The organism is Clostridium polynesiense (genome assembly GCF_000820705.1).
Taxonomy (GTDB): domain Bacteria; phylum Bacillota; class Clostridia; order Clostridiales; family Clostridiaceae; genus Clostridium_AA; species Clostridium_AA polynesiense.
In genome coordinates this window covers 1-19,458 of the sequence record NZ_CCXI01000103.1, presented here as the reverse complement: position 1 = coordinate 19,458, position 19,458 = coordinate 1, and the positions used below count along the sequence as shown (strand labels likewise).

The following is a 19,458-nucleotide window of genomic DNA, read 5'->3' as shown; positions in this document are numbered from 1 at the left end:
AGAGTAGTATCTTCTTTTCGTACTCCTATGGCTACAGGTTCTTTGGTGAGTTCTTTATCTGCTATCCTGTATTTACTTCCATGATCTTTAAGATAATATCTTGCAACTAATTCATCTATGACGACAGCTTCAAGCCTTCCGGTACCCAAGTCATTAATAGCATCCATGTTATTTTTATACTCTTTAACTTCTTTTAATGTACTCTTCACAGGGATGAGAGCATTATAGCTTGTACTTCCCATCTGAATACCCACTACTTTACCTTTAAGATCTTCAGGAGAATTTATAGCACTGTTTTTGGAGGTGACTATAACCTGCTTCTCCATAAGGTAGGGGAGTGTAAATCCTATTTCTTTTTCTCTTTCAGAAGTTACACTGAGAGCTGAAATTATTACATCGAATTTTTTACTTTGAAGGCCTAAAAGTATGCCGTCCCAATTGTATGGAGTAAATATAAATTCCTTATTAAGCTTTTTACCTATCTCTGCAGCCATATCTATATCGAAACCCTGAAGCTCGTTGCTTGTGCTTCTGAATCCCATAGGCGGCAGTGAGTCATCAAGACCAACAAGTATTTTATTGCTGCTTTCAGCAATCTCTGATGGTGATTCATTACAGGCAGTCAAGGAAAAAGCTATTGTAATAAATAATATTGTAAAAATGGTTTTATAGTTTGTAATTTTTTTCATTATATTATTCTCCTTTCAGAAAAACTAAAACTATTATACTTTATTACGTTAAAGCTGTAAAGTGTTAAAATAAAAAATGATGATATTTTTAGAAGGGTATTTACAACGTAACAATGTTATGTTACATTAATATTGGAAGGAGGATTTAAATGGATGAAGAATTGATATCTAAAAAAGATTTACTGATAGAAACTGGGATTTCCTATGGGCAGCTATATAGATGGAAAAGAAAAGATATTATTCCAGAAGACTGGTTTATTAAAAAATCTGCATATACAGGCCAGGAAACCTATTTTCCAAAGGAAAAAATACTTGAGAGAATACAAAAAATCAAAGAATTAAAGGATGATTTGTCTTTAGATGAGCTGGCAGAGCAATTTTCCCTCAAACCAGCAGAAATAAATATGAGCAAAGAAGAAATAGTTAATCGTAACATTGTTACAAGCGCTGCGGCAGACATCTATGAAGAGAATATTACAAAGAAATCCAGATACAATTTTCAATATATTCTAGAAATATTTATATTTAATAACATTCTGTCCACCGGTCATATAAATGTAGAAGAAGCGGTAAATATAATAAAAAATTACAGAACCCTTCAGGAACGGCATAAGGATAAGCTTTTAAAAATATTTTATATAAGAAAATACGGAATAGGAACCTGCATAATAGGGGTTGTACCTTGCGAGTTTTACGCTGAAGAAGATTGTAAAATTATTCTTAATATAGAGGTATCTGAAAAGATAGAGGAATTAAAGATAAAGTTAAATGAATAGGAAGGTGAATTTATGGAATCTACAAATTATGAGGAAAGAGGAGATTTAAAGATTTCCGGTTCAGGGTCAGCAGGAGGAGGTAAATACAATTTAATTAAAATCAGCGGCTCCGGAACTGTTAAAGGCGATGTTCACTGCAGAGAACTTTCTATAAGCGGTTCAGGGAAAATAGATGGGGATATAGAAGCTTTATACATTAAGTTAAGCGGCTCAGGAAAAATATTGGGAAATGTTAAGGGAGAAGAAATAAAAGTAAGCGGCAGCGGACATTTCGGAGGAGATGTTGAAGTTCAGCAGGTAAAGATATCAGGGTCTTCTAAAGTTGAAGGAAAAGTATCAGCTGAAGAAATAAGTATTTCCGGAAGCTTTAAAGCAGTTAAGAAGATTGAAGGAGGAATAATGTATCATAGAGGAGCTTTAGCCTGTGAAAGCTGTGAAGTAGAGAATTTTGATTCTGACGGAAGTTTTAATATAACCACGCTTTTAAGTGCAGATGTAATTGATATAAAACTGGTGGGGAGGTGTGCAGCCAGAGAAATAGGCGGTGAAATTATTAATATAAGAAAGGGTACCAGCAGAAAAGGTCTTATGTTTAGTATATTTGGAAGCTTATTTGATCAGGAAGGCAGCCTTAAATCGGAGGTTATAGAAGGGGATGAAATATACCTTGAGAATACTGAAGCAAAAATTGTAAGAGGGTCTAAAGTGATTATTGGACCAGGATGCAGTATAGAAGGTATAGAGTATAAGGATACACTGGAGATAGATAAATCCAGTATTGTAAAAGATAGCGTTAAATTGTAAAAAATAATTTATGGATTTAAAAGGGTGAATAAATAGGGTTTAAAGAGGTGTGGTAATATGGAGGAAAATGAGATTATGGTTTTGAGCAGTGAAAAGAGGAAGAAGAAAAGCAGCCTTTGGAATATTAATTTTATACTGCTCTGGCAGGGGCAGATGGTATCTTCCCTTGGAGACACGGTGTATCAGATAGCATTAGGATTCTGGATACTTGCTTTTACAGGATCCACTGCTTTAATGGGAACCTTAATGGCAGCGAGCATGATACCAAAGCTTATAGTTTCTCCCTTTGCTGGGGTTTGGGTAGACAGATTAAACAGAAAATGGATCATAGTATTAACAGATGCTTTAAGAGGAGTGATTATAACCTTTTTAGGTACAGCGGCTATCTTTGGTTTTATAGAAATATGGATGGTTTTTACAGCAGGAATAATTATGGGATTGTGCGGAGCATTCTTCAATCCTGCTATGGGTTCAGTGCTGCCTGACATCGTCCCTAATGATAAAATAGTTAAGGCGAATTCAGTATATAACATGGCTGTTACCGGTACTAATGTTGTAGGAACTGTTTCCGGAGGTTATCTATACACTCTTCTCGGAGCTCCTATATTGTTCCTGGTTAATGGAATCTCTTATATATTTTCGGCCTTTACAGAAGTTTTCATGAAAATACCTCACATAAACAGGGAAACAGAAAATGGTAATTTTAAAGAAGACTTCAAAGAGGGGATTAAATTCTCCTGGAATCTAAAAGGCCTTAGATATATAATGATTCTTGCCTGCGGAATAAATTTCTTTTCTCAGATTGGATTTATTCTGTTAATGCCAATGTTTCAAGGTGCAGGGGGCTTAGGAGAGGAAAAGTATGGAGTTATTATGGGGATATTGACTGCCGGCATGCTTGTGGGAATGGCATTTCTGTCAATATATAATCTTAAAAGCGATAAAAAGTATTTTGCCTTTATGCTCAGTTCCATTTTATGCTTTGGAGCCGCTTTATTTGTCCCTTTTATAAGAAATTTTTATGGTCTCAGCTTTATAGTTTTCCTGATAGGAGTATTTAATTCTATATTAAATACCATATTATTTTCTACACTTCAGCTGGTGGTTCCGCAAAACATGAGAGGAAAAGTTCTTTCTATTTTATCTACCCTTACTCAGGGATTAACTCCTCTAGGTATGCTTATAGCAGGAGTAATGGCGGAATTTATTCCTATAAGAGCGGTGATATTTTTCGGATTTGGATGTGATTTTATACTTGCTTTAGGATTTATGTTTATTAAATCCTTCAAGAAGTTCATAAGCTTTGACCCAGAACTTCATTCTTTAGAAGATGTTATAAATGAAAATGAAAATATAGTCTGTGAAGCGTAAAGAAATTTTGTGCTTATATATAGGCTGAAAAATCCTCAATGTAAGTTATTGAGGATTTTGCTTTTTCTAAAGAAAATCAGAAATAAAGATATAACTTTTTGGGGGGAAAGGCATAACTTTTTTACTAAGTGCCTTACAAAATGTTAAAAGAGAGTTTATATTTAATTTACTTTCAGTTAATAATATAGAGAAATATATAGCCTTTGTAAAAATATTTTAAAATTAGGGATAAAAATTATTAAATTGTTATAATAATCTCTATTGATAATGAATTTTAATTATGTAATAATAAATTCACTTTTACTATTAGAAGGGTGATGGAGAATGAAGGACGTGAATGTAAAAAAGAAGAAGTTTCAAGTGCCTCATACCTTAACTATTATTTTTACCATATTGGCTATTGTAGCTTTAGCAACTTGGATTATACCTGGAGGAGAATATAAAAGGGCAGAAAATAATGAAGGGAAAACCATAGTCGTTGCTGATTCCTTTGAATACATTGAAAGCTCTCCAAGAAGCATAGGAGATTTATTTATGGCACCTCTTAAAGGCTTTGCAGCTAAGGCTGACGTTGCAGGCTTTATACTTATAGTAGGAGGAGCTTTTGCAATAATTCAAAGTACAAATGCTATAAATGCCGGAATCATGAAAGTGGTAAAAGCCTTTAAGGGAAGAGAACTGTTATTAATCCCTATTGTAGTGGCGCTTTTTTCCCTAGCAGGAGCTATAATTGGTATGGCAGAGGAAACCATTCCTTTTGCAGCAATTTTTGTACCTTTGGCCCTGGCTTTAGGTTATGATTCCTTAACAGGGATGTCAATGTCTTTTATAGGAGCTACAGTAGGATTTTCCGCTGCCATGCTGAATCCCTTTACAGTGGGTATAGCTAAAGGAATTGCAGAAACTCCAATAAAGGCAGGGATTGCTTATAGGACAGTTGTATGGATAATAATGACAATATTAGCTATTGTATATTTGATGTATTATGCTAATAAGGTAAAAAAGAATCCAGAAAGCAGTATACTGTACGAACATGATCTTAAAAGAAAACAGGAGCTTAATATCACACAGTCAGAAGGAGTAGAGGTAAAATTTGACCTAAGACATAAGCTTATACTGTTAACTCTGCTTGGAGGTTTGGCTCTTATCATATTCGGGGTGTTGAAATATGAGTGGTACATAAATGAAATTGCTGCAGTATTTCTTGGTTTAGGAATTATTTCCGGTTTTATAGGAAAAATGTCTACAAATGACATTGTAGAAAATTTTGTTTTAGGTGCAAAGGATCTTTTAGGAGCAGCTTTGATAGTAGGTCTTGCAAATGCAATAGTAATATTGCTTATAGATGCAAAAGTCATGGATACAATATTATACAGCCTGGCAAAGGTTATAGAGCCTCTGCCTAATCTTTTATCCGGTTATGCTATGTTAGTAGTACAATCTATAATAAATTTCTTTGTAGGATCAGGTACAGGGCAGGCGGCTCTTACTATACCTATAATGTATCCCTTAGGAGAGCTTGTTAACATAAACAGAGAAACCACCATACTTATTTATCAGTTTGGAAATGGCTTCACTGACTTGATATTCCCTACATCAGGAACACTAATGGCAACCTTAGGATTAGCAAAGGTACCTTATGATAAATGGGCTAAATGGATTTTAAAGGTGGTAATAGCATTATTTATAATACAGCTTATAATGATTACCCCTGCTATTTTATTCCCAGGATTATTAAGTTAGCGGAAGATAATAGGAGTATAAACGGAAAGAAAGTTATTTACTCAGTGTATATAAATAAATATACATGGCAATATATAAGGCTTATATAAAAGTCACTGTGAAAGGAAGTGAAGAAATTCTGATTAATATCAGGATTAATATGTAAATGGACATAAGCGAAATCATAAAATCTAAACTTGAAAGCATAAAAGAACTTAGAAGAACCCTGCATGAAAATGCAGAAATAGCTCATAAAGAGTTCAAAACTCAGAAAATAATAATGGATACCTTGGATAAACTGGAGATAAAGAATTATAAGTGTGCAGAAACAGGAGTGGTAGGCATACTTAATGAGGAAGAAGATTGTGTAGCTGTCAGAGCTGACATAGATGCCCTTCCGGTAAATGGTGTAAGTCATGTGTGCGGTCATGATTATCATATGACCGTTGCCTTGGGAACTGCTATGGTACTGAAGGAAATTGGATATAAAAAAGGTGTAAAATTTATATTCCAGCCAGCTGAAGAAGCGGATGGTGGAGCTCTTCCAATGATAAAAGAAGGGGTTTTGGAAAATCCTAAGGTAAAAGCTGTAATAGGCTATCATGTTTGGCCAGAGCTTCCTGTAGGATGTGTACAAGCTCAAGGAGGTCCCTCCATGGGATCTGTGGATGATTTTCATATAAAAATAAAAGGTGTGGGTGGACATGCTGCCATGCCGCAGCACTGCAAAAACCCTATAATGCCTGCAGTAGATATAATACAAAGCATTAATTTAAAGTCCAGAAATGAAATAGACCCTCTTAATTCCCATATAATTACCTTTGCAGCATTAAGCGGAGGTACTGCCAGTAATGTAATTACCGATGAAGTACTTATTAAAGGCACCGTGAGGACCTTTGATAATGATTTAAGGTACAAGCTTGCTGATATGATAGAAAAAACCTCAAAGCTATGTGCGGAAAAATATGATTGTAGTGCAGAAGTGGATTATCTCTTTGAATATCCTCCTCTTATATGCCATGAGGAGCTTTCAGAACGCTTTGCTAAGGCTTCAAAGAGAATACTGGGAGAAGAAAATGTACTTCCTGTGGAAAAAACTTTTGCAGGAGAGGATTTTGCCTTTTTTGCACAGGAGGTGCCATCAGTGCACTTTAGGCTGGGCATAGCAAAAGGAGAGAAAGGAATACATCCTCTTCATTCACCAAATTTTACTGCAGATGAGGATGCTTTGTACTACGGGATATATTCTGTAGTAAATTTCATAGTTTCTGAAATGTAAAAAAGAGGGAGCGCCCCTGGGGTGCTTCCTTTTTTCTGGAAGCACCCCAGGGGCGCTCCCTCTTTTTGGAAAATAACTTTCATTGTTAAAGATAAAAAATTATATTATAATAAGTGTGGATGTTTTAACCAAATCTAGATATTAAGAGAGGTAAAGTAATGGGAAGAATGTTTGGAACTGACGGAGTAAGAGGGATTGCCAATACTGAATTAACTTCAGAAATCGCTTATTCTTTAGGCAGAGCAGGGGCATATGTATTGACTGAAGGCACTCATAAGCCAAAGATATTGGTGGGAAAGGATACTAGAATCTCCGGTGATATGCTGGAATCAGCACTTATGTCCGGTATTCTTTCAGTTGGGGCTGAAGCGGTAATGTTGGGAATAATACCAACACCGGCAATTGCACATTTAGTAAAGGAATATGGTGCTGATGCCGGAGTAGTTATCTCTGCTTCTCATAATCCTGTTGAGTTTAATGGAATTAAATTTTTTGACAATAAAGGATTAAAGCTTTCTGATGAATTAGAAGATGAAATTCAAAGGGTAATAGAAAGCGGCTTTGAAGGGGTTCCCAGCCCTGTTGGAGGAAATTTAGGAAGAAAGAGAGCAGAATACTCTGCAGAGGATGATTATAAGGAGTTTGCAAAATCAACTATTGCTACAGATTTAAAAGGCTTAAAAGTAGCTTTAGACTGTGCAAATGGAGCCAGCTACAAAGTAGCGGTGGAAGCATTCAGAGAATTAGGTGCAGAGGTAGTAGTTATTAATGATAATCCTGACGGAATCAACATAAATGAAAATTGCGGATCAACCCATCCTGAAGAGCTTATGGACTATGTGGTAAGGAAAAAGTGCCACCTGGGCTTTGCTTTCGATGGAGATGCAGATAGATGCCTTGCTGTAGACGAAAAAGGAAATCTTATAAATGGAGATTTTATACTTCTTGTATGCGCAAAACATTTAAGAGATATGGGAAGGCTTAAGAATGATACCTTAGTAGTTACTGTTATGAGCAACTTAGGATTAGATATTGCCTGCGATAAGGAAAACATAAAGAGAGTTAAAACTAAGGTTGGAGATAGATACGTACTGGAAGAAATGCTTAAAAATGATTATAAGCTTGGCGGAGAGCAGTCAGGACACGTTATATTCCTGGACTTTAATACCACAGGAGACGGACTTGTAACTGCACTTCAGGTAGCTTCTATAGTAAAAAGAACCGGAAAGACACTCTCTGAGCTTGCATGCTGCATGAAGGAGCTTCCTCAAGTGCTTGTCAATGCAAAGGTTCCTAATGATAAAAAGGATATTCATATAACCGATGAAGAGATAGCCGGAGAAATTAGAAAAATAGAAGAAAGCCTTCACGGTGCAGGAAGGGTACTTATAAGACCTTCCGGAACAGAACCTTTAGTTAGGGTTATGCTTGAAGGAGAAAATCAAAAAGTTATAGATGGCTTAGCTCATAATCTTGCAAAGCTAATTGAGGAAAAAGCTCAAAAATAAAGATATATAATTATAATGCAGAGGAGTATGTAACTATATGCTTCTCTGCTTTTATTTCTATGAAGGAATATTATAATGATTATATGCAGAAAATATAGAAGGACTGGAAGTAAAATATCATAGGAGGAGATAAAATGCTTACTCTGCAGCAGAAGATAAGAATTGCTCATAAAGAAAAAGGCAGATCTGTTATTAAAATAAATGAAAACGCCATGATGGAAACGGAAGCTAAGTCCGGTGAATTATATACCTTTGGAGTGAAAAACACAAATGCCATACCAAAGGATATATTTAACAAGCTCAGAGAAAAGGACAAATATCTGTTTTTAACTATAGATAAGATGTCTGATATGGGAAGAAGCATAGATACCGATATCTTAAATCCATTAACATACAGACCAATGACTGGGTCCAGCAGCGGAGGACCTGTAAATATACTTAAAGGGATAAACGACTTTGCCATAGGGACAGACGGTGGAGGCTCGGTGCTTGCTCCTGCATTATCCTGTAACCTCCCTTCTATTATAGGAGCTGGTTTAGGCCTTTTAACCTCAGAAGGTGGAAAATCCACAGACAATTTTAATTTAACTCCAAGTATAGGAATAATAGCAAAAGATTTGGAGCTTATGTTAAAGGTTGTGGAGGATTTGTTGGATACTCCTATAGAAACGCAGGATGATGAAGAAATCACAGTGCTTATTCCTAAAATAGGGGATGTTCAGCTTCCACTAATGGAAGATATGCGATCAGTCATGGTTAAATATATATCTAAAATATCAGGTTATAATTTTAAAGAGTTCTCCATGAGGGATATAGGAAATAGGAAAGATGCCATGGAGGTAATAAATAAAGCTTTTAATGAAGAAAAAGCAGATATAATATTAACGTACGAAGGACCAATAGATTTATTTGGTTATGGAGAAACTATTCCAGGAACCTTTGCAGGTAAGGCGGGAACACTAATAAGCGAAAAGGGCGGAAAGTTTATGGTGAAGGCGGCAAATATTGCAGGGATAACAGCAATTACTGTACCTTCCGATGAGTTAGCTTCAGGCTTTGTAATATGCGCACCTAAAGGAATGAAGGCAGCAGGTAAAGCAGTACGATTAGCCAAGTCTTTAAATGAAATTATAACCCTTCCTGAGGTCTTTACTAGATATTATATAAATAAAGAAAAATACGTTGAGGAATTTAGCCTTGACTAAATAGTGATGATTAGCTCTATTTTACCGCTGTGTTTTAGAATAATCCTTGAAAATAAAAAGATATTAAAGGAAGCCTTCCGGCTTCCTTTAATTCGTCTTTGTAAAATTGTTTAATAAATTGTATTTTATCTATATTATAAGGGTAGTATTAAATTCCAAATAATATATCTGTTTATAGAAATACTAAAAGGACACTATTATAAAAATATAGTGATGAGATATAAAAAAATAAATGTGTACAAAGAATATAAGATGTGCACATAAAAACTACAGGGTGTATATTTTTATATTGAAATATATTCAGCAATGAAGTATGATAAAAACAGAAAACCTTTTCTATAGAAAAGAGGTGATGATTATAGCTACTATAAATGATGTAGCCAGGGAAGCTGGAGTATCTATTACAACTGTTTCCAGAGTGCTTAATAAAAATTATCCTGTAAAAGCTGAAACTAAAATAAAGGTGGAGGAGGCTATTAAAAAACTGAATTTTAAGCCTAATCAAATGGCAAGAGGGCTTATAACAAGAAAGAGCTCCAATATAGGTATACTGGTTCCAAGTATAACAAACTGGTTTTTCTCAAGCACTGTAGAGGATATAGAAAGAGAACTAAAGCCTATGGGCTATCATGTTAATCTATCTACTACCGGAGGAGAAGCTTCAGAAGAAAGGGAATATATAAACGAGCTTAGAGGAAGAGGAGCAGACGGCATAATAGTTATGGATCCTAATATTGAAAACTTAAATAATGGTTTTTTTGAGGAGATAAGCAGCAGTGTGCCGCTAATTATCATTAGCTCCTATAATCCTGATATAAAAAGCGGCTGCAGTTTTATTTGCTATGATGAAACAACAGGAATGAGAAATGCTGTCCAAAGGCTTAAGGTCATCGGTAAGAAAAGGATAGCTCTTTTAAAGGGAGAAATATCTCAGTCCTGTGAAATAAGAGAAAAGCTTTATTTAAAATATATAGAAGATGAGGGCTTATCCTACAAAAAGATTATTAATATAGAAAACGGAAACAGCATCTCTGTGATTAATAAAATTGAAGAGATAGTACAAAAACTTTGCAAAGCTCAGGAGAAGTTTCCGGATGCTTTTATTGCCTGCAATGATTTGATAGCTTCAGGGGTTATATCTTCCTTGAAAAATAAAGGTTTTTCTATTCCAGAGGATATAGCGATAATAGGATATGATAATACGCCCATCTGCCGGCTTACCTCTCCTGAAATCACCACAGTGGACCTGTGCATAGAGCATTTGGGAAGAAGAGCAGTAACGGAGCTCATAGATATTATGAAAAATGGCATAAATATAAGAAAAAATATCATTTTAAACACTAAGCTAATATTAAGGCAAAGCGGTTAGTTGAGTCTTTATTTATAAAAGTATATTTTTTTATAGTATATAGAAAGCGATTTCTATAAAACCTAAGGAAAATTTAAATGGTTTATTAAGGAGGAAAACTCATGGCTGAATTAAGATGGAATCCATTACTGAAGGATTGGACAATTGTTGCTTCTCACAGGCAGAACAGGCCTCAGATGCCAAAAGATTGGTGTCCTTTCTGTCCGGGATCAGGTAATGTACCTGATAATTACGATGTACATAAATATGACAATGATTTCCCTGCACTTTCTCCTAATCCGTCGGCGCCGGATATGGTAGGCTCAGATTTTTACAAAACCACAGAATCCTATGGAAAATGTGAGGTTATACTATATTCACCGGAACACAGAACCACACTTCCTCAGCTCCCTGTGGAGCATATAAGAAAACTTGTAGATTTGTGGTGCGAAAGATTTGAAGAGCTTTCTAAAGATGAAAAGATAAAATACATCTTTGAATTTGAAAATAGAGGGGAAGAAGTGGGGGTTACTATGCCTCACCCTCATGGACAGATTTACGGTTATTCACAAATGCCTTTAAAGATAAAAACAGAGCTTAATTCCTGCAGAGAACACTATGAAGAGCATAAGGAATGCCTGATATGCAGAATGAATAAGGAAGAAAAGGATTTTGAAAAAAGAATAATCATTGAAAATGAAGATTTTTTGGCCTATATTCCATTCTTTACAGATTTTCCTTACGGAGTGTTCATAGTAAGTAAAAATCACAGGAGCAAAATGACGGATTTTACTGAGAGGGAGAAGGATAATTTTGCTAAGATACTGAAGGATATGACAGGGACCTTTGATGCACTCTTTGACAAGCTTTTTCCATATATGATGTGTATACATCAGGCACCGGTAAATTCACCTGAGTATGGAAATTACGATGATTACTATCATTTTCACGTAGAGTTTTATCCTCCATTGAGGTCATCGGAAAAAATAAAATACTATGCTTCTTCAGAGATGGGTGCATGGGCTGCCTGCAACCCTACTGCCGTAGAAGACACAGCCGAAGATTTAAAAGCAGCTTATAAAAAATATTTAAATAATAAATAAAGAGAGGTTTATGTTATGGAGGCTAATGAAGTTTTAAGCAGTTTTAAAGAGCTTTATGGCGATGAGGGAACAATTAGATTATTTCATTCTCCAGGAAGAGTAAATCTTATCGGAGAACATATAGATTATAACGGGGGATATGTATTTCCCTGTGCCTTGGAATTTGGAACCTATGGCGCTGTAAGGGCAAGAAAGGATTCTAAAATCAATCTTGCTTCTACAAATTTTGATCTTAAAGTTGATGTGGATTTAATGGATTTAAGCTTTAAAAAGGAACACGACTGGGCTAATTATCCTAAGGGAGTAATTAAGATAATGCAGGAGGCAGGCTATAATCTCTCAGGAATGGATATTTTAATTTCCGGAAACATACCCAATGGAGCAGGACTGTCTTCTTCAGCTTCTTTAGAATTATTAATAGGAGTTATGATTAATGAGCTATTTAATGAAGGAAACATTGACAGAATAGAGCTGGTTAAGCTTGGTCAGAAGGCAGAAAACCAATATGTAGGTGTGAATTGCGGCATTATGGATCAGTTTGCTATAGGTATGGGAAGAAAAAACAAAGCTGTTCTCTTAGACTGCGGAACCCTAAACTATGAGTATGCTGATGCAGACCTTAAAGAGTATTCCTTGGTTATTATGAACACTAACAAGAGAAGATCATTAAATGAATCTAAATATAATGAAAGAAGAGCAGAGTGCGATGAAGCTTTAAAAATACTTAATAAGTACAAAACTATCAATGTCCTCTGTGATTTAACTCCTGAGGAGTTTGAAATAATAAAAAACCACATAGCCTCAGAAAAGGTGAAAAACAGAGCAGAACATGCAGTATATGAAAATCAAAGGGTAAAGGATGCTGTTGAAGCTTTGAATAAGGGAGATTTAATATCCTTTGGAAAGCTACTCACTGCTTCTCACAATTCTTTAAGAAATTTATACGAGGTAACAGGAGATGCACTGGATATAATTGTAGAGGAGGCTTTGAATTCTGAAAGCTGTATAGGAGCAAGGATGACGGGAGCTGGATTTGGAGGCTGTGCCATAGCTTTAGTTAAAAAGGAAAAGGTAGAAGAATTCATAGAAAATATCGGAAGAAACTATTATCAAAGGATGGGAATAGCTGCAGACTTTTATTTAAGCGGAATAGGAGAAGGAACCTGTGAGGTGAAATAATGATAAAAGAAGCTGATTTTAAAGGAGAAAGAGCGTTTTTTTTAGAAAGCGATGAGCTGAGGGTAGTAATACTTCCTGAAATAGGAGGGAAAATTGCATCTATATACAGTAAAGATAAGGAATTCGAACTATTGTTTCAAAGCAAGGAGGGTTTTTACAGAAAAGCACAGCTTAACTCAAGCTTTGCAGATTATGATGCCTCAGGATTTGATGACTGCTTTCCCACCATCGATGAATGCACTGTGGAGGTTTCAGGAAAAGAAGTTCTGTATCCGGACCACGGTGAAATATGGAGCTCTAAGCTAAAGGATGAGATTTCTGAAGAAAAGGCCATACTTATAATGGACAGCACTATTTTACCTTATTCATATAAAAAGACTGCTGCATTAAAAGGAAGAAAGGTTATACTTGATTATGAAATCCAAAACAATGGTGAGGAGGAATTTCCTGCTATTTGGGCTATGCATTGTTTAGTTAACTGTGAAAAAGATATGATAATTAATTTTCCTGCAGAAACTAAGACTGTGGAAAATGTCCATGAAAGCAGGTTTTTAGGAGCTCCTGGAACCATTTATAACTATCCCGTTGATAGGAATTTAAAGGGTGAAAACTTTGATTTCAGAAGGATAAGAGGGAAAGAAGAAAAAAATACTGAGAAGTACTATGTTTCTCATGGAATAAAAGAAGGCAGCTGCTCTATTTACTATCCTTCCAAGGATGTCACCTTTGAAATAAACTATGACAGTAAAAATCTCCCATATTTAGGTTTTTGGGTAACAGAAGGTGGTTTTAGAGGGGATTATAACTGTGCTCTTGAGCCTGCAAGCGGCTATTGTGACAGCATAACAGAAGCAATGGCAAGAGGACGATGCAGATTTATAAAACCTAAAGAAAAATTCATTTTTAATATAATATTAACATTATTTTAGATATTAAATATGTAGGGCATACTAAGGCTTGCTGCAGATATAAAAGGCTTTAGTATGCCCCTTAATCTATCAAGTATTATAAGAAAATTCCGATATTTAGGTAGGAGCACTTAATTTATAGCTGTATTGAAAAAAAGCAGAGGTTGTGTTAACATTTTTAGGTAAATATTTTAAAATTTGTAGGGGGCTAAAGATGGTTTTATGCTGACTTTTATTTTAGTGATAGGTTTTGTTTTAGGAATTTTAGCAGCAAATGTTCTATCAAGATATGGCATATCCATTTTAAAATTACAATACTGCAGGTGTAAAAATAGACAAAATACATATAAAATGATGCTGGATAGCGGGAAAGATATAATGTATTATTACGAAGTTTTTCCTGAAAAAAGATTTGTTTATTTATCTCCCGCAGTGCAAACGGTTTTGGGGTGGAAAGCCGGTAAAAATCTTAGTAATCCGTATAATATATTAAACCTTGTTCATCCTGAAGATCAGGATTTACTGATTCAAAAAGCCAGGGGTGAGCTGGATTATTCTAAACCTATATTTATGCGGTTTCGACACAAAGATGGGGAATATATATGGACTGAGGACTATGCAGTTCCCATATACAAAAACAATAAGCTCATAGCAATAACCGGAAGTATAAGGGATATTACTCTCAGGAAAAAGTTAGAGGAGCTTATTGAGTATAAGAGTAACTACGATACTATGACAGGGATTTATAACAGACAGTATTTTGAATGGGTCTTTGAACGTTTGGACAAGCATAAGAATACCAGAACAGCTATTTTAATATGTGAGATAAGAGGGATGAAGCACAGAAACGAGAGATTAGGTCTGAATGGTGGAAACGATTTTATTAAATCTACTGCAGAGCTTCTTAAAAAATTTATGGATGAAAGCTCTATGTTTTTTAGAATAAGTGGGGATGAATTTGCCTATATACTTGTGGATGTGGAGGAAAAGGCTGTAATTGAAAAAGTAAGAAGTATAGAGGAGGAAGTAAAAAAGATAAACAGTGCTGAAAATCAGCTTCCTATTGAGATGACCGTGGGATATGGTTACACTCTAAGCTCCTTTGGCAGAATGAATTATGCTTTAAAGGTAGCTACGGATATGATAAATAAGAATAAGGAAAAACTCAATATTTTAAATTAGAAGAATTTAAAGCTGGAGTATTCCGGCTTTTTTATTTTTATTAAACCCATGGAAAAATAATATTGCATATAAGTTTTCCAAAGAATATACTAGTATAGTAGCTTATTGTAAATAATTTTGCATTAAAAGGAGATGATATATGCACAATAAGGATAAAGTGATGGTTAAAAGAAGTTAAAGCGCCAGAACTAAAGCTTATAATGAGTAAAACCGCTTTAGTTGACGAGGATGGGGAGAATCGAATCTTCGGCGGGTGCCCCACGGTATCGCACTACCGTTAACGATTGATAAAGCCGGGAAGTGATTTCCGGAAACAACATCAATCAGGTGTTAAAACCTTTCAAAGACAGGGTTTTTGAGTCCATAGGACAAGTGAACCCTTTTTTACATTAAGCTTACTAATATATTGACAGAGAGAGGAAGAAAAATATGTGCGGAATAGTTGGATATTTTGGATTAAGAGAGGCTGCACCTCTTTTAATCGATGGACTGCAGAAATTAGAATACAGAGGATATGATTCTGCAGGAGTTGCCATTTCTAATGAAGAAGGGATAAAGGTTTCTAAATGCAAAGGAAGGCTTGCAAATCTTGAAAGCAAGCTTATAGAAACCCCGTTAAAGGGAAATGTGGGGATCGGCCATACCAGATGGGCAACCCACGGAGAACCTTCAGATGTTAATTCTCATCCCCATTCTAATTCTAAAATTTCCATAAGTGTAGTTCACAATGGTATTATTGAAAATTATCTGAAGCTTAGAGAATGGCTAATATCTAAAGGATATGAATTCTTGTCAGAAACAGATACAGAGGTAATACCAAATTTAATAGATTATTATTATGAAGGAAACCTGATTGAAGCGGTGATGAAGGCTGTTTCAAGCATGGAGGGAAGCTATGCCATAGGAGTTATCTGCTCTAAAGAGCCTGATAAGCTGGTGGCAGTAAGAAAGGACAGTCCTTTGATAGTAGGATTAGGAAAGAATGAGTCTTTTATAGCTTCTGATATCCCTGCAGTGCTTAATCATACAAGAGATATATACCTTCTTGAAGATAAAGAATTTGTTGTTCTAACCCAGCAGGGAGTTACCCTGTTAAATGAAATGGGAGAAGAAATAACTAAGGAACCCTACCATGTCACTTGGAATGCAGATGCTGCTGAAAAGGGAGGCTATGAAGATTTCATGCTTAAGGAAATCCATGAGCAACCTAAGGCTATAAAGGATACCATGGCATCAAGAATTTCCTTAGATCATGATATTATCCTGGATAAAATAACTATAACCAAGGAAAATCTCAAGGAAATTGACAGGATTTTTATGGTAGCCTGCGGAACTGCTTACCATGCAGCAGTGGTTGGAAAATATGCAATAGAAAAGCTTGCTAAAATACCGGTAGAGGTGGATATCGCCTCTGAATTCAGATACAGAGAGCCTCTTATAACAGAGAAATCTTTAGTTATAGTAGTAAGCCAGTCCGGAGAAACAGCAGATACTCTTGCAGTACTTCGTGACAGCAAGAAAAAAGGTGCCAGAGTAATAGCGGTTACAAATGTTGTAGGCTCCTCAGTTTCCAGAGAAGCAGATGACGTTTTATATACCTGGGCAGGACCGGAAATAGCAGTGGCCTCTACAAAGGCTTATGTAACTCAGCTTATTGCAATGTATATAATTGCTCTTCACTTTGCTGCTTTAAAGGAAAGCTTAAGCAGTGAAGAAATATATGATATCAAAAAGGCTATGCTGGAGCTTCCTACCTTAGCAGAGGAAACTCTAGAAAATAAGGATGTGCTTCAGAAGTTTGCTGATCAGACCTACATGGAAAGGGATATGTTCTTCCTGGGAAGAGGCTTAGATTATGCAGTATCCATGGAAGGCTCCTTAAAGCTTAAGGAAATATCCTACATCCACTCAGAAGCCTATGCAGGAGGAGAGCTTAAGCACGGTCCTATAGCCCTTATTGAAAAAGGTACCGTAGTCATTGCCTGCGTTACCCAAAGCTATCTTGCTGATAAAATGGTAAGCAATATAAAAGAGGTAGTAACCAGAGGAGCCAAGGTAATTGCAATTGCTTTAGAGGGAAACACAGATATAGAAAAATCAGTGGATTCAGTGATATATCTGCCAAAAACCTTAGATATATTAACTCCTGTACTTTCAGTAATTCCCCTTCAGCTCATCGCCTACTATGTAGCTAAGCAGAAGGCCTGCGACGTGGATAAGCCAAGGAATCTGGCCAAGTCTGTAACGGTGGAATAGGGGCTTTAGCATTGGTGAATATTTTGTGTACCCTATTTTGATAATCACAGAAATGATATTTGAAATGTTTTAGGACATGTGTAGAAGTGCCTTGTCTTAGTAGAGGAGGTAAAAAATGATTGAATTACGAAAGATAACCGGGGATAACATCGATGAAGTAATAGCACTTGAAGTTGAAGAAACCCAGGAAGAGTTAATAGAAACTACTAACCTCAGAAGCTTTGCAGACGCTCACATGTTCAACTCAGACGGTATACCAGCTACCCCTTTGGTCATTTATGCCGATGAAGTTGTGGTTGGATTTTTGATGTATATTTATGATACGTTGGATCATAAATCATTTGAAAATGAAGTTTTTTATGGGAAGAAGAGTTATTTTATTTGGCATATTATGATAGGAAAGAGTTACCAGGGGAAAGGATACGGCAAACTTGCTTTTAAAAAGATGTTGACGGATATTGAAACTATGCCAGATGGAGAAGCAGAATATGTAACCCTCTTTTATCAAACAAGTAATATCATAGCTAAAAGATTATACGGTTCATTTGGTTTCGTAGATACAGGAATCATACAGGATAATTCCATGTTGGCGATCAAAAATCTACATGGGAAAAAAACAGAGTCTTCACCGTAATAAACACAAATATCCTGTTAAAAAGTTAAAACATGTATAAAAATCGCCTTCTTATGGTGTTATAAATATATAACATAAGAAGGTGATTTTTTGTACGTCCATAATTTTATATTAATTTATAGTTTTCTTGTAAGAAATTGCACTCTGCTATCGTTTATATAAGTGAGGAGCTTCTAGAGAATATAGAGGGAGGAGGCAGCATTTGTGAAAATAACTGAAACCAATTTAGCTGATCAGTTGAAACGTAAGAATACACGTGCTTTAGATTATTTAATAGATAACTATAGTAATCTTCTATATAAGGTTATTTATAACGTACTAATTAATTATGGAGATAAAGGAGTTATTGAAGAATGCCTAAATGATGTTCTTTTAAGCATCTGGAACAATTCAAGTATGTTTTCTGGTAAACCTGAAAAGTTTGTTCACTGGATTTGCGTAATTGCTAAGTATAAAGCAATTGACTATCAAAGGAAGCTTGCTAAAAACAAGAAAACCGTTGATATTGATGACTGTGTGATCATTACCGGGTTGACAACGGAAGATAAGGTATTGGCTGATGAAAATCAAATGGAATTACTTGGGTATATAAATGAAATGGAAGAACTGGATAAAAGAATATTTATAATGAGATTTTACCTTGAAGAGAATATAAGTGATATTGCTGTTAAGCTTGGTGTATCAAGAAATGTTGTAGATACAAGGCTATCAAGAGGGAAAAAATTATTAAAACAAAAACTAGGATATCATCAAAAGGAGGAAAATGGTGATGAAAAATGTATACAAGCATTTTAATGATATGGAAGTGGATATAGACCAGATTAATTCAATTGATGTGGACCTTGATGATATAACTAAAAAAAGGATTAAAAAGAATATAAAGAATTCAATAAAAGTAAAAAAACATAATGGCCTTTTCAAAGCGGGTATGATAGCTGCTGCTGTTTCTTTACTGCTTTCAGTTACAGCAATAATACCACAGCAGTACTTTGCTGCTTTTGCTGACAATATTCCAGTTCTGGATACATTGTTTCAAAGGTTTGGATTAGGGTATGGTGGTGATTTTCAAAACTATACAAAAGTTATAGGAGAAGTAAAAAAAGACAAGGGATATGAAGTTAGCCTTGATGAAGCAGCTATGGATGACTTTAGCTTCAAATTAATATATACAATAAAGTGTCCGGAGAAGGTGTTAGATTTGATTAATCAAAAAGGTAATCCCTTTCCACACACTCCAGGTAAAAGTATAATGATAAATGGCAAAGCTTTTGTTGGAGCAGCAGGGGGAACTCATAGAGTAATTGACGATTATACCATTCAGGTAATTGAAGATTATGATATAAATGAAGCGGATATACCAAAAAACCTTGATATAGAAATTGATTTTAAACAAATAAATGATACTAAGGGAGATTGGAAGTTCAGTTTCCATGTATCTAAAGAAAAAATTTCTAAAGACACTAAGAATTATAGTACCTAATAAAGAATTAGAAA

Annotated in this window: 17 protein-coding genes; 16 read left to right on the top strand and 1 reads right to left on the bottom strand. The window is 35.3% G+C overall.

Annotated elements, in window-relative coordinates:
* Positions 1–689 (bottom strand): transporter substrate-binding domain-containing protein (locus TA89_RS09610; RefSeq protein WP_040212924.1); only part of this gene is annotated, 689 nt, incomplete at its 3' end.
* A 149-nt stretch (positions 690–838) separates the two neighbouring features.
* Between TA89_RS09610 and TA89_RS09605 the strand changes: the two genes are divergently transcribed.
* From TA89_RS09605 to TA89_RS09530, 16 genes are all read left to right on the top strand, one after another.
* Positions 839–1,465 (top strand): DUF4004 family protein, encoded by a 627-nt coding sequence (locus TA89_RS09605; RefSeq protein ID WP_040212923.1) that lies wholly within the window; start codon positions 839–841, stop codon positions 1,463–1,465.
* Positions 1,466–1,477: 12 nt separating this feature from the next.
* The gene (locus tag TA89_RS09600) at positions 1,478–2,269 is read left to right on the top strand and encodes a polymer-forming cytoskeletal protein (RefSeq protein WP_040212920.1); all 792 of its coding nucleotides are present in this window, start codon (positions 1,478–1,480) and stop codon (positions 2,267–2,269) included.
* 57 nt (positions 2,270–2,326) lie between these two features.
* Positions 2,327–3,640 (top strand): MFS transporter, encoded by a 1,314-nt coding sequence (locus TA89_RS09595; RefSeq protein ID WP_052447408.1) that lies wholly within the window; start codon positions 2,327–2,329, stop codon positions 3,638–3,640.
* A gap of 324 nt (positions 3,641–3,964) precedes the next feature.
* The gene (locus tag TA89_RS09590; protein WP_040212918.1) at positions 3,965–5,383 is read left to right on the top strand and encodes a YfcC family protein; all 1,419 of its coding nucleotides are present in this window, start codon (positions 3,965–3,967) and stop codon (positions 5,381–5,383) included.
* Positions 5,384–5,528: 145 nt separating this feature from the next.
* Positions 5,529–6,641 (top strand): M20 metallopeptidase family protein, encoded by a 1,113-nt coding sequence (locus TA89_RS09585; RefSeq protein WP_040212916.1) that lies wholly within the window; start codon positions 5,529–5,531, stop codon positions 6,639–6,641.
* 158 nt (positions 6,642–6,799) lie between these two features.
* Complete coding sequence (gene glmM, locus TA89_RS09580; RefSeq protein WP_040212913.1) at positions 6,800–8,149, top strand: phosphoglucosamine mutase; 1,350 nt, start codon at positions 6,800–6,802, stop codon at positions 8,147–8,149.
* 134 nt (positions 8,150–8,283) lie between these two features.
* Positions 8,284–9,354: an amidase gene (locus TA89_RS09575; RefSeq protein WP_052447407.1), complete on the top strand. Its 1,071-nt coding sequence runs from the start codon at positions 8,284–8,286 to the stop codon at positions 9,352–9,354.
* Between the two features lie 313 nt (positions 9,355–9,667).
* Positions 9,668–10,723 carry a LacI family DNA-binding transcriptional regulator gene (locus tag TA89_RS09570; RefSeq protein ID WP_082023900.1) on the top strand — a complete coding sequence of 352 codons (1,056 nt, stop codon included), beginning with the start codon at positions 9,668–9,670 and terminating at the stop codon, positions 10,721–10,723.
* 101 nt (positions 10,724–10,824) lie between these two features.
* On the top strand, positions 10,825–11,805 hold the full coding sequence (galT, locus tag TA89_RS09565; RefSeq protein WP_040212910.1) for a galactose-1-phosphate uridylyltransferase: 981 nt from the start codon (positions 10,825–10,827) through the stop codon (positions 11,803–11,805).
* Positions 11,806–11,820: 15 nt separating this feature from the next.
* Positions 11,821–12,984, top strand: a complete 1,164-nt coding sequence (locus TA89_RS09560; protein WP_040212908.1) for a galactokinase — start codon at positions 11,821–11,823, stop codon at positions 12,982–12,984.
* A complete protein-coding gene (locus TA89_RS09555; RefSeq protein WP_040212906.1) occupies positions 12,984–13,913 on the top strand; it encodes an aldose epimerase family protein in 930 nt (309 codons plus the stop codon). Before TA89_RS09560 ends, TA89_RS09555 begins: the two co-directional genes overlap by 1 nt.
* A gap of 201 nt (positions 13,914–14,114) precedes the next feature.
* Entirely contained in the window at positions 14,115–15,074 is a 960-nt protein-coding gene (locus tag TA89_RS09550; protein WP_040212905.1) for a sensor domain-containing diguanylate cyclase, read from the top strand.
* Between the two features lie 429 nt (positions 15,075–15,503).
* Positions 15,504–17,330 (top strand): glutamine--fructose-6-phosphate transaminase (isomerizing), encoded by a 1,827-nt coding sequence (gene glmS, locus TA89_RS09545; protein WP_040212902.1) that lies wholly within the window; start codon positions 15,504–15,506, stop codon positions 17,328–17,330.
* Positions 17,331–17,445: 115 nt separating this feature from the next.
* Positions 17,446–17,964: a GNAT family N-acetyltransferase gene (locus TA89_RS09540; protein WP_040212900.1), complete on the top strand. Its 519-nt coding sequence runs from the start codon at positions 17,446–17,448 to the stop codon at positions 17,962–17,964.
* 204 nt (positions 17,965–18,168) lie between these two features.
* Positions 18,169–18,759 (top strand): sigma-70 family RNA polymerase sigma factor, encoded by a 591-nt coding sequence (locus tag TA89_RS09535; RefSeq protein ID WP_052447405.1) that lies wholly within the window; start codon positions 18,169–18,171, stop codon positions 18,757–18,759.
* Positions 18,734–19,444 (top strand): DUF4179 domain-containing protein, encoded by a 711-nt coding sequence (locus tag TA89_RS09530; RefSeq protein WP_040212897.1) that lies wholly within the window; start codon positions 18,734–18,736, stop codon positions 19,442–19,444. The genes TA89_RS09535 and TA89_RS09530 overlap by 26 nt, the downstream gene beginning before the upstream one ends.
* Positions 19,445–19,458 lie beyond the last annotated feature (14 nt).

Coding starts and splice junctions, on each gene's coding strand:
- TA89_RS09605 (WP_040212923.1), top strand. CDS start 839: ATGGATGAAGAATTGATATCTAAAAAAGATTTACTGATAGAAACTGGG.
- TA89_RS09600 (WP_040212920.1), top strand. CDS start 1,478: ATGGAATCTACAAATTATGAGGAAAGAGGAGATTTAAAGATTTCCGGT.
- TA89_RS09595 (WP_052447408.1), top strand. CDS start 2,327: ATGGAGGAAAATGAGATTATGGTTTTGAGCAGTGAAAAGAGGAAGAAG.
- TA89_RS09590 (WP_040212918.1), top strand. CDS start 3,965: ATGAAGGACGTGAATGTAAAAAAGAAGAAGTTTCAAGTGCCTCATACC.
- TA89_RS09585 (WP_040212916.1), top strand. CDS start 5,529: ATGGACATAAGCGAAATCATAAAATCTAAACTTGAAAGCATAAAAGAA.
- glmM (WP_040212913.1), top strand. CDS start 6,800: ATGGGAAGAATGTTTGGAACTGACGGAGTAAGAGGGATTGCCAATACT.
- TA89_RS09575 (WP_052447407.1), top strand. CDS start 8,284: ATGCTTACTCTGCAGCAGAAGATAAGAATTGCTCATAAAGAAAAAGGC.
- TA89_RS09570 (WP_082023900.1), top strand. CDS start 9,668: ATGATAAAAACAGAAAACCTTTTCTATAGAAAAGAGGTGATGATTATA.
- galT (WP_040212910.1), top strand. CDS start 10,825: ATGGCTGAATTAAGATGGAATCCATTACTGAAGGATTGGACAATTGTT.
- TA89_RS09560 (WP_040212908.1), top strand. CDS start 11,821: ATGGAGGCTAATGAAGTTTTAAGCAGTTTTAAAGAGCTTTATGGCGAT.
- TA89_RS09555 (WP_040212906.1), top strand. CDS start 12,984: ATGATAAAAGAAGCTGATTTTAAAGGAGAAAGAGCGTTTTTTTTAGAA.
- TA89_RS09550 (WP_040212905.1), top strand. CDS start 14,115: ATGCTGACTTTTATTTTAGTGATAGGTTTTGTTTTAGGAATTTTAGCA.
- glmS (WP_040212902.1), top strand. CDS start 15,504: ATGTGCGGAATAGTTGGATATTTTGGATTAAGAGAGGCTGCACCTCTT.
- TA89_RS09540 (WP_040212900.1), top strand. CDS start 17,446: ATGATTGAATTACGAAAGATAACCGGGGATAACATCGATGAAGTAATA.
- TA89_RS09530 (WP_040212897.1), top strand. CDS start 18,734: ATGAAAAATGTATACAAGCATTTTAATGATATGGAAGTGGATATAGAC.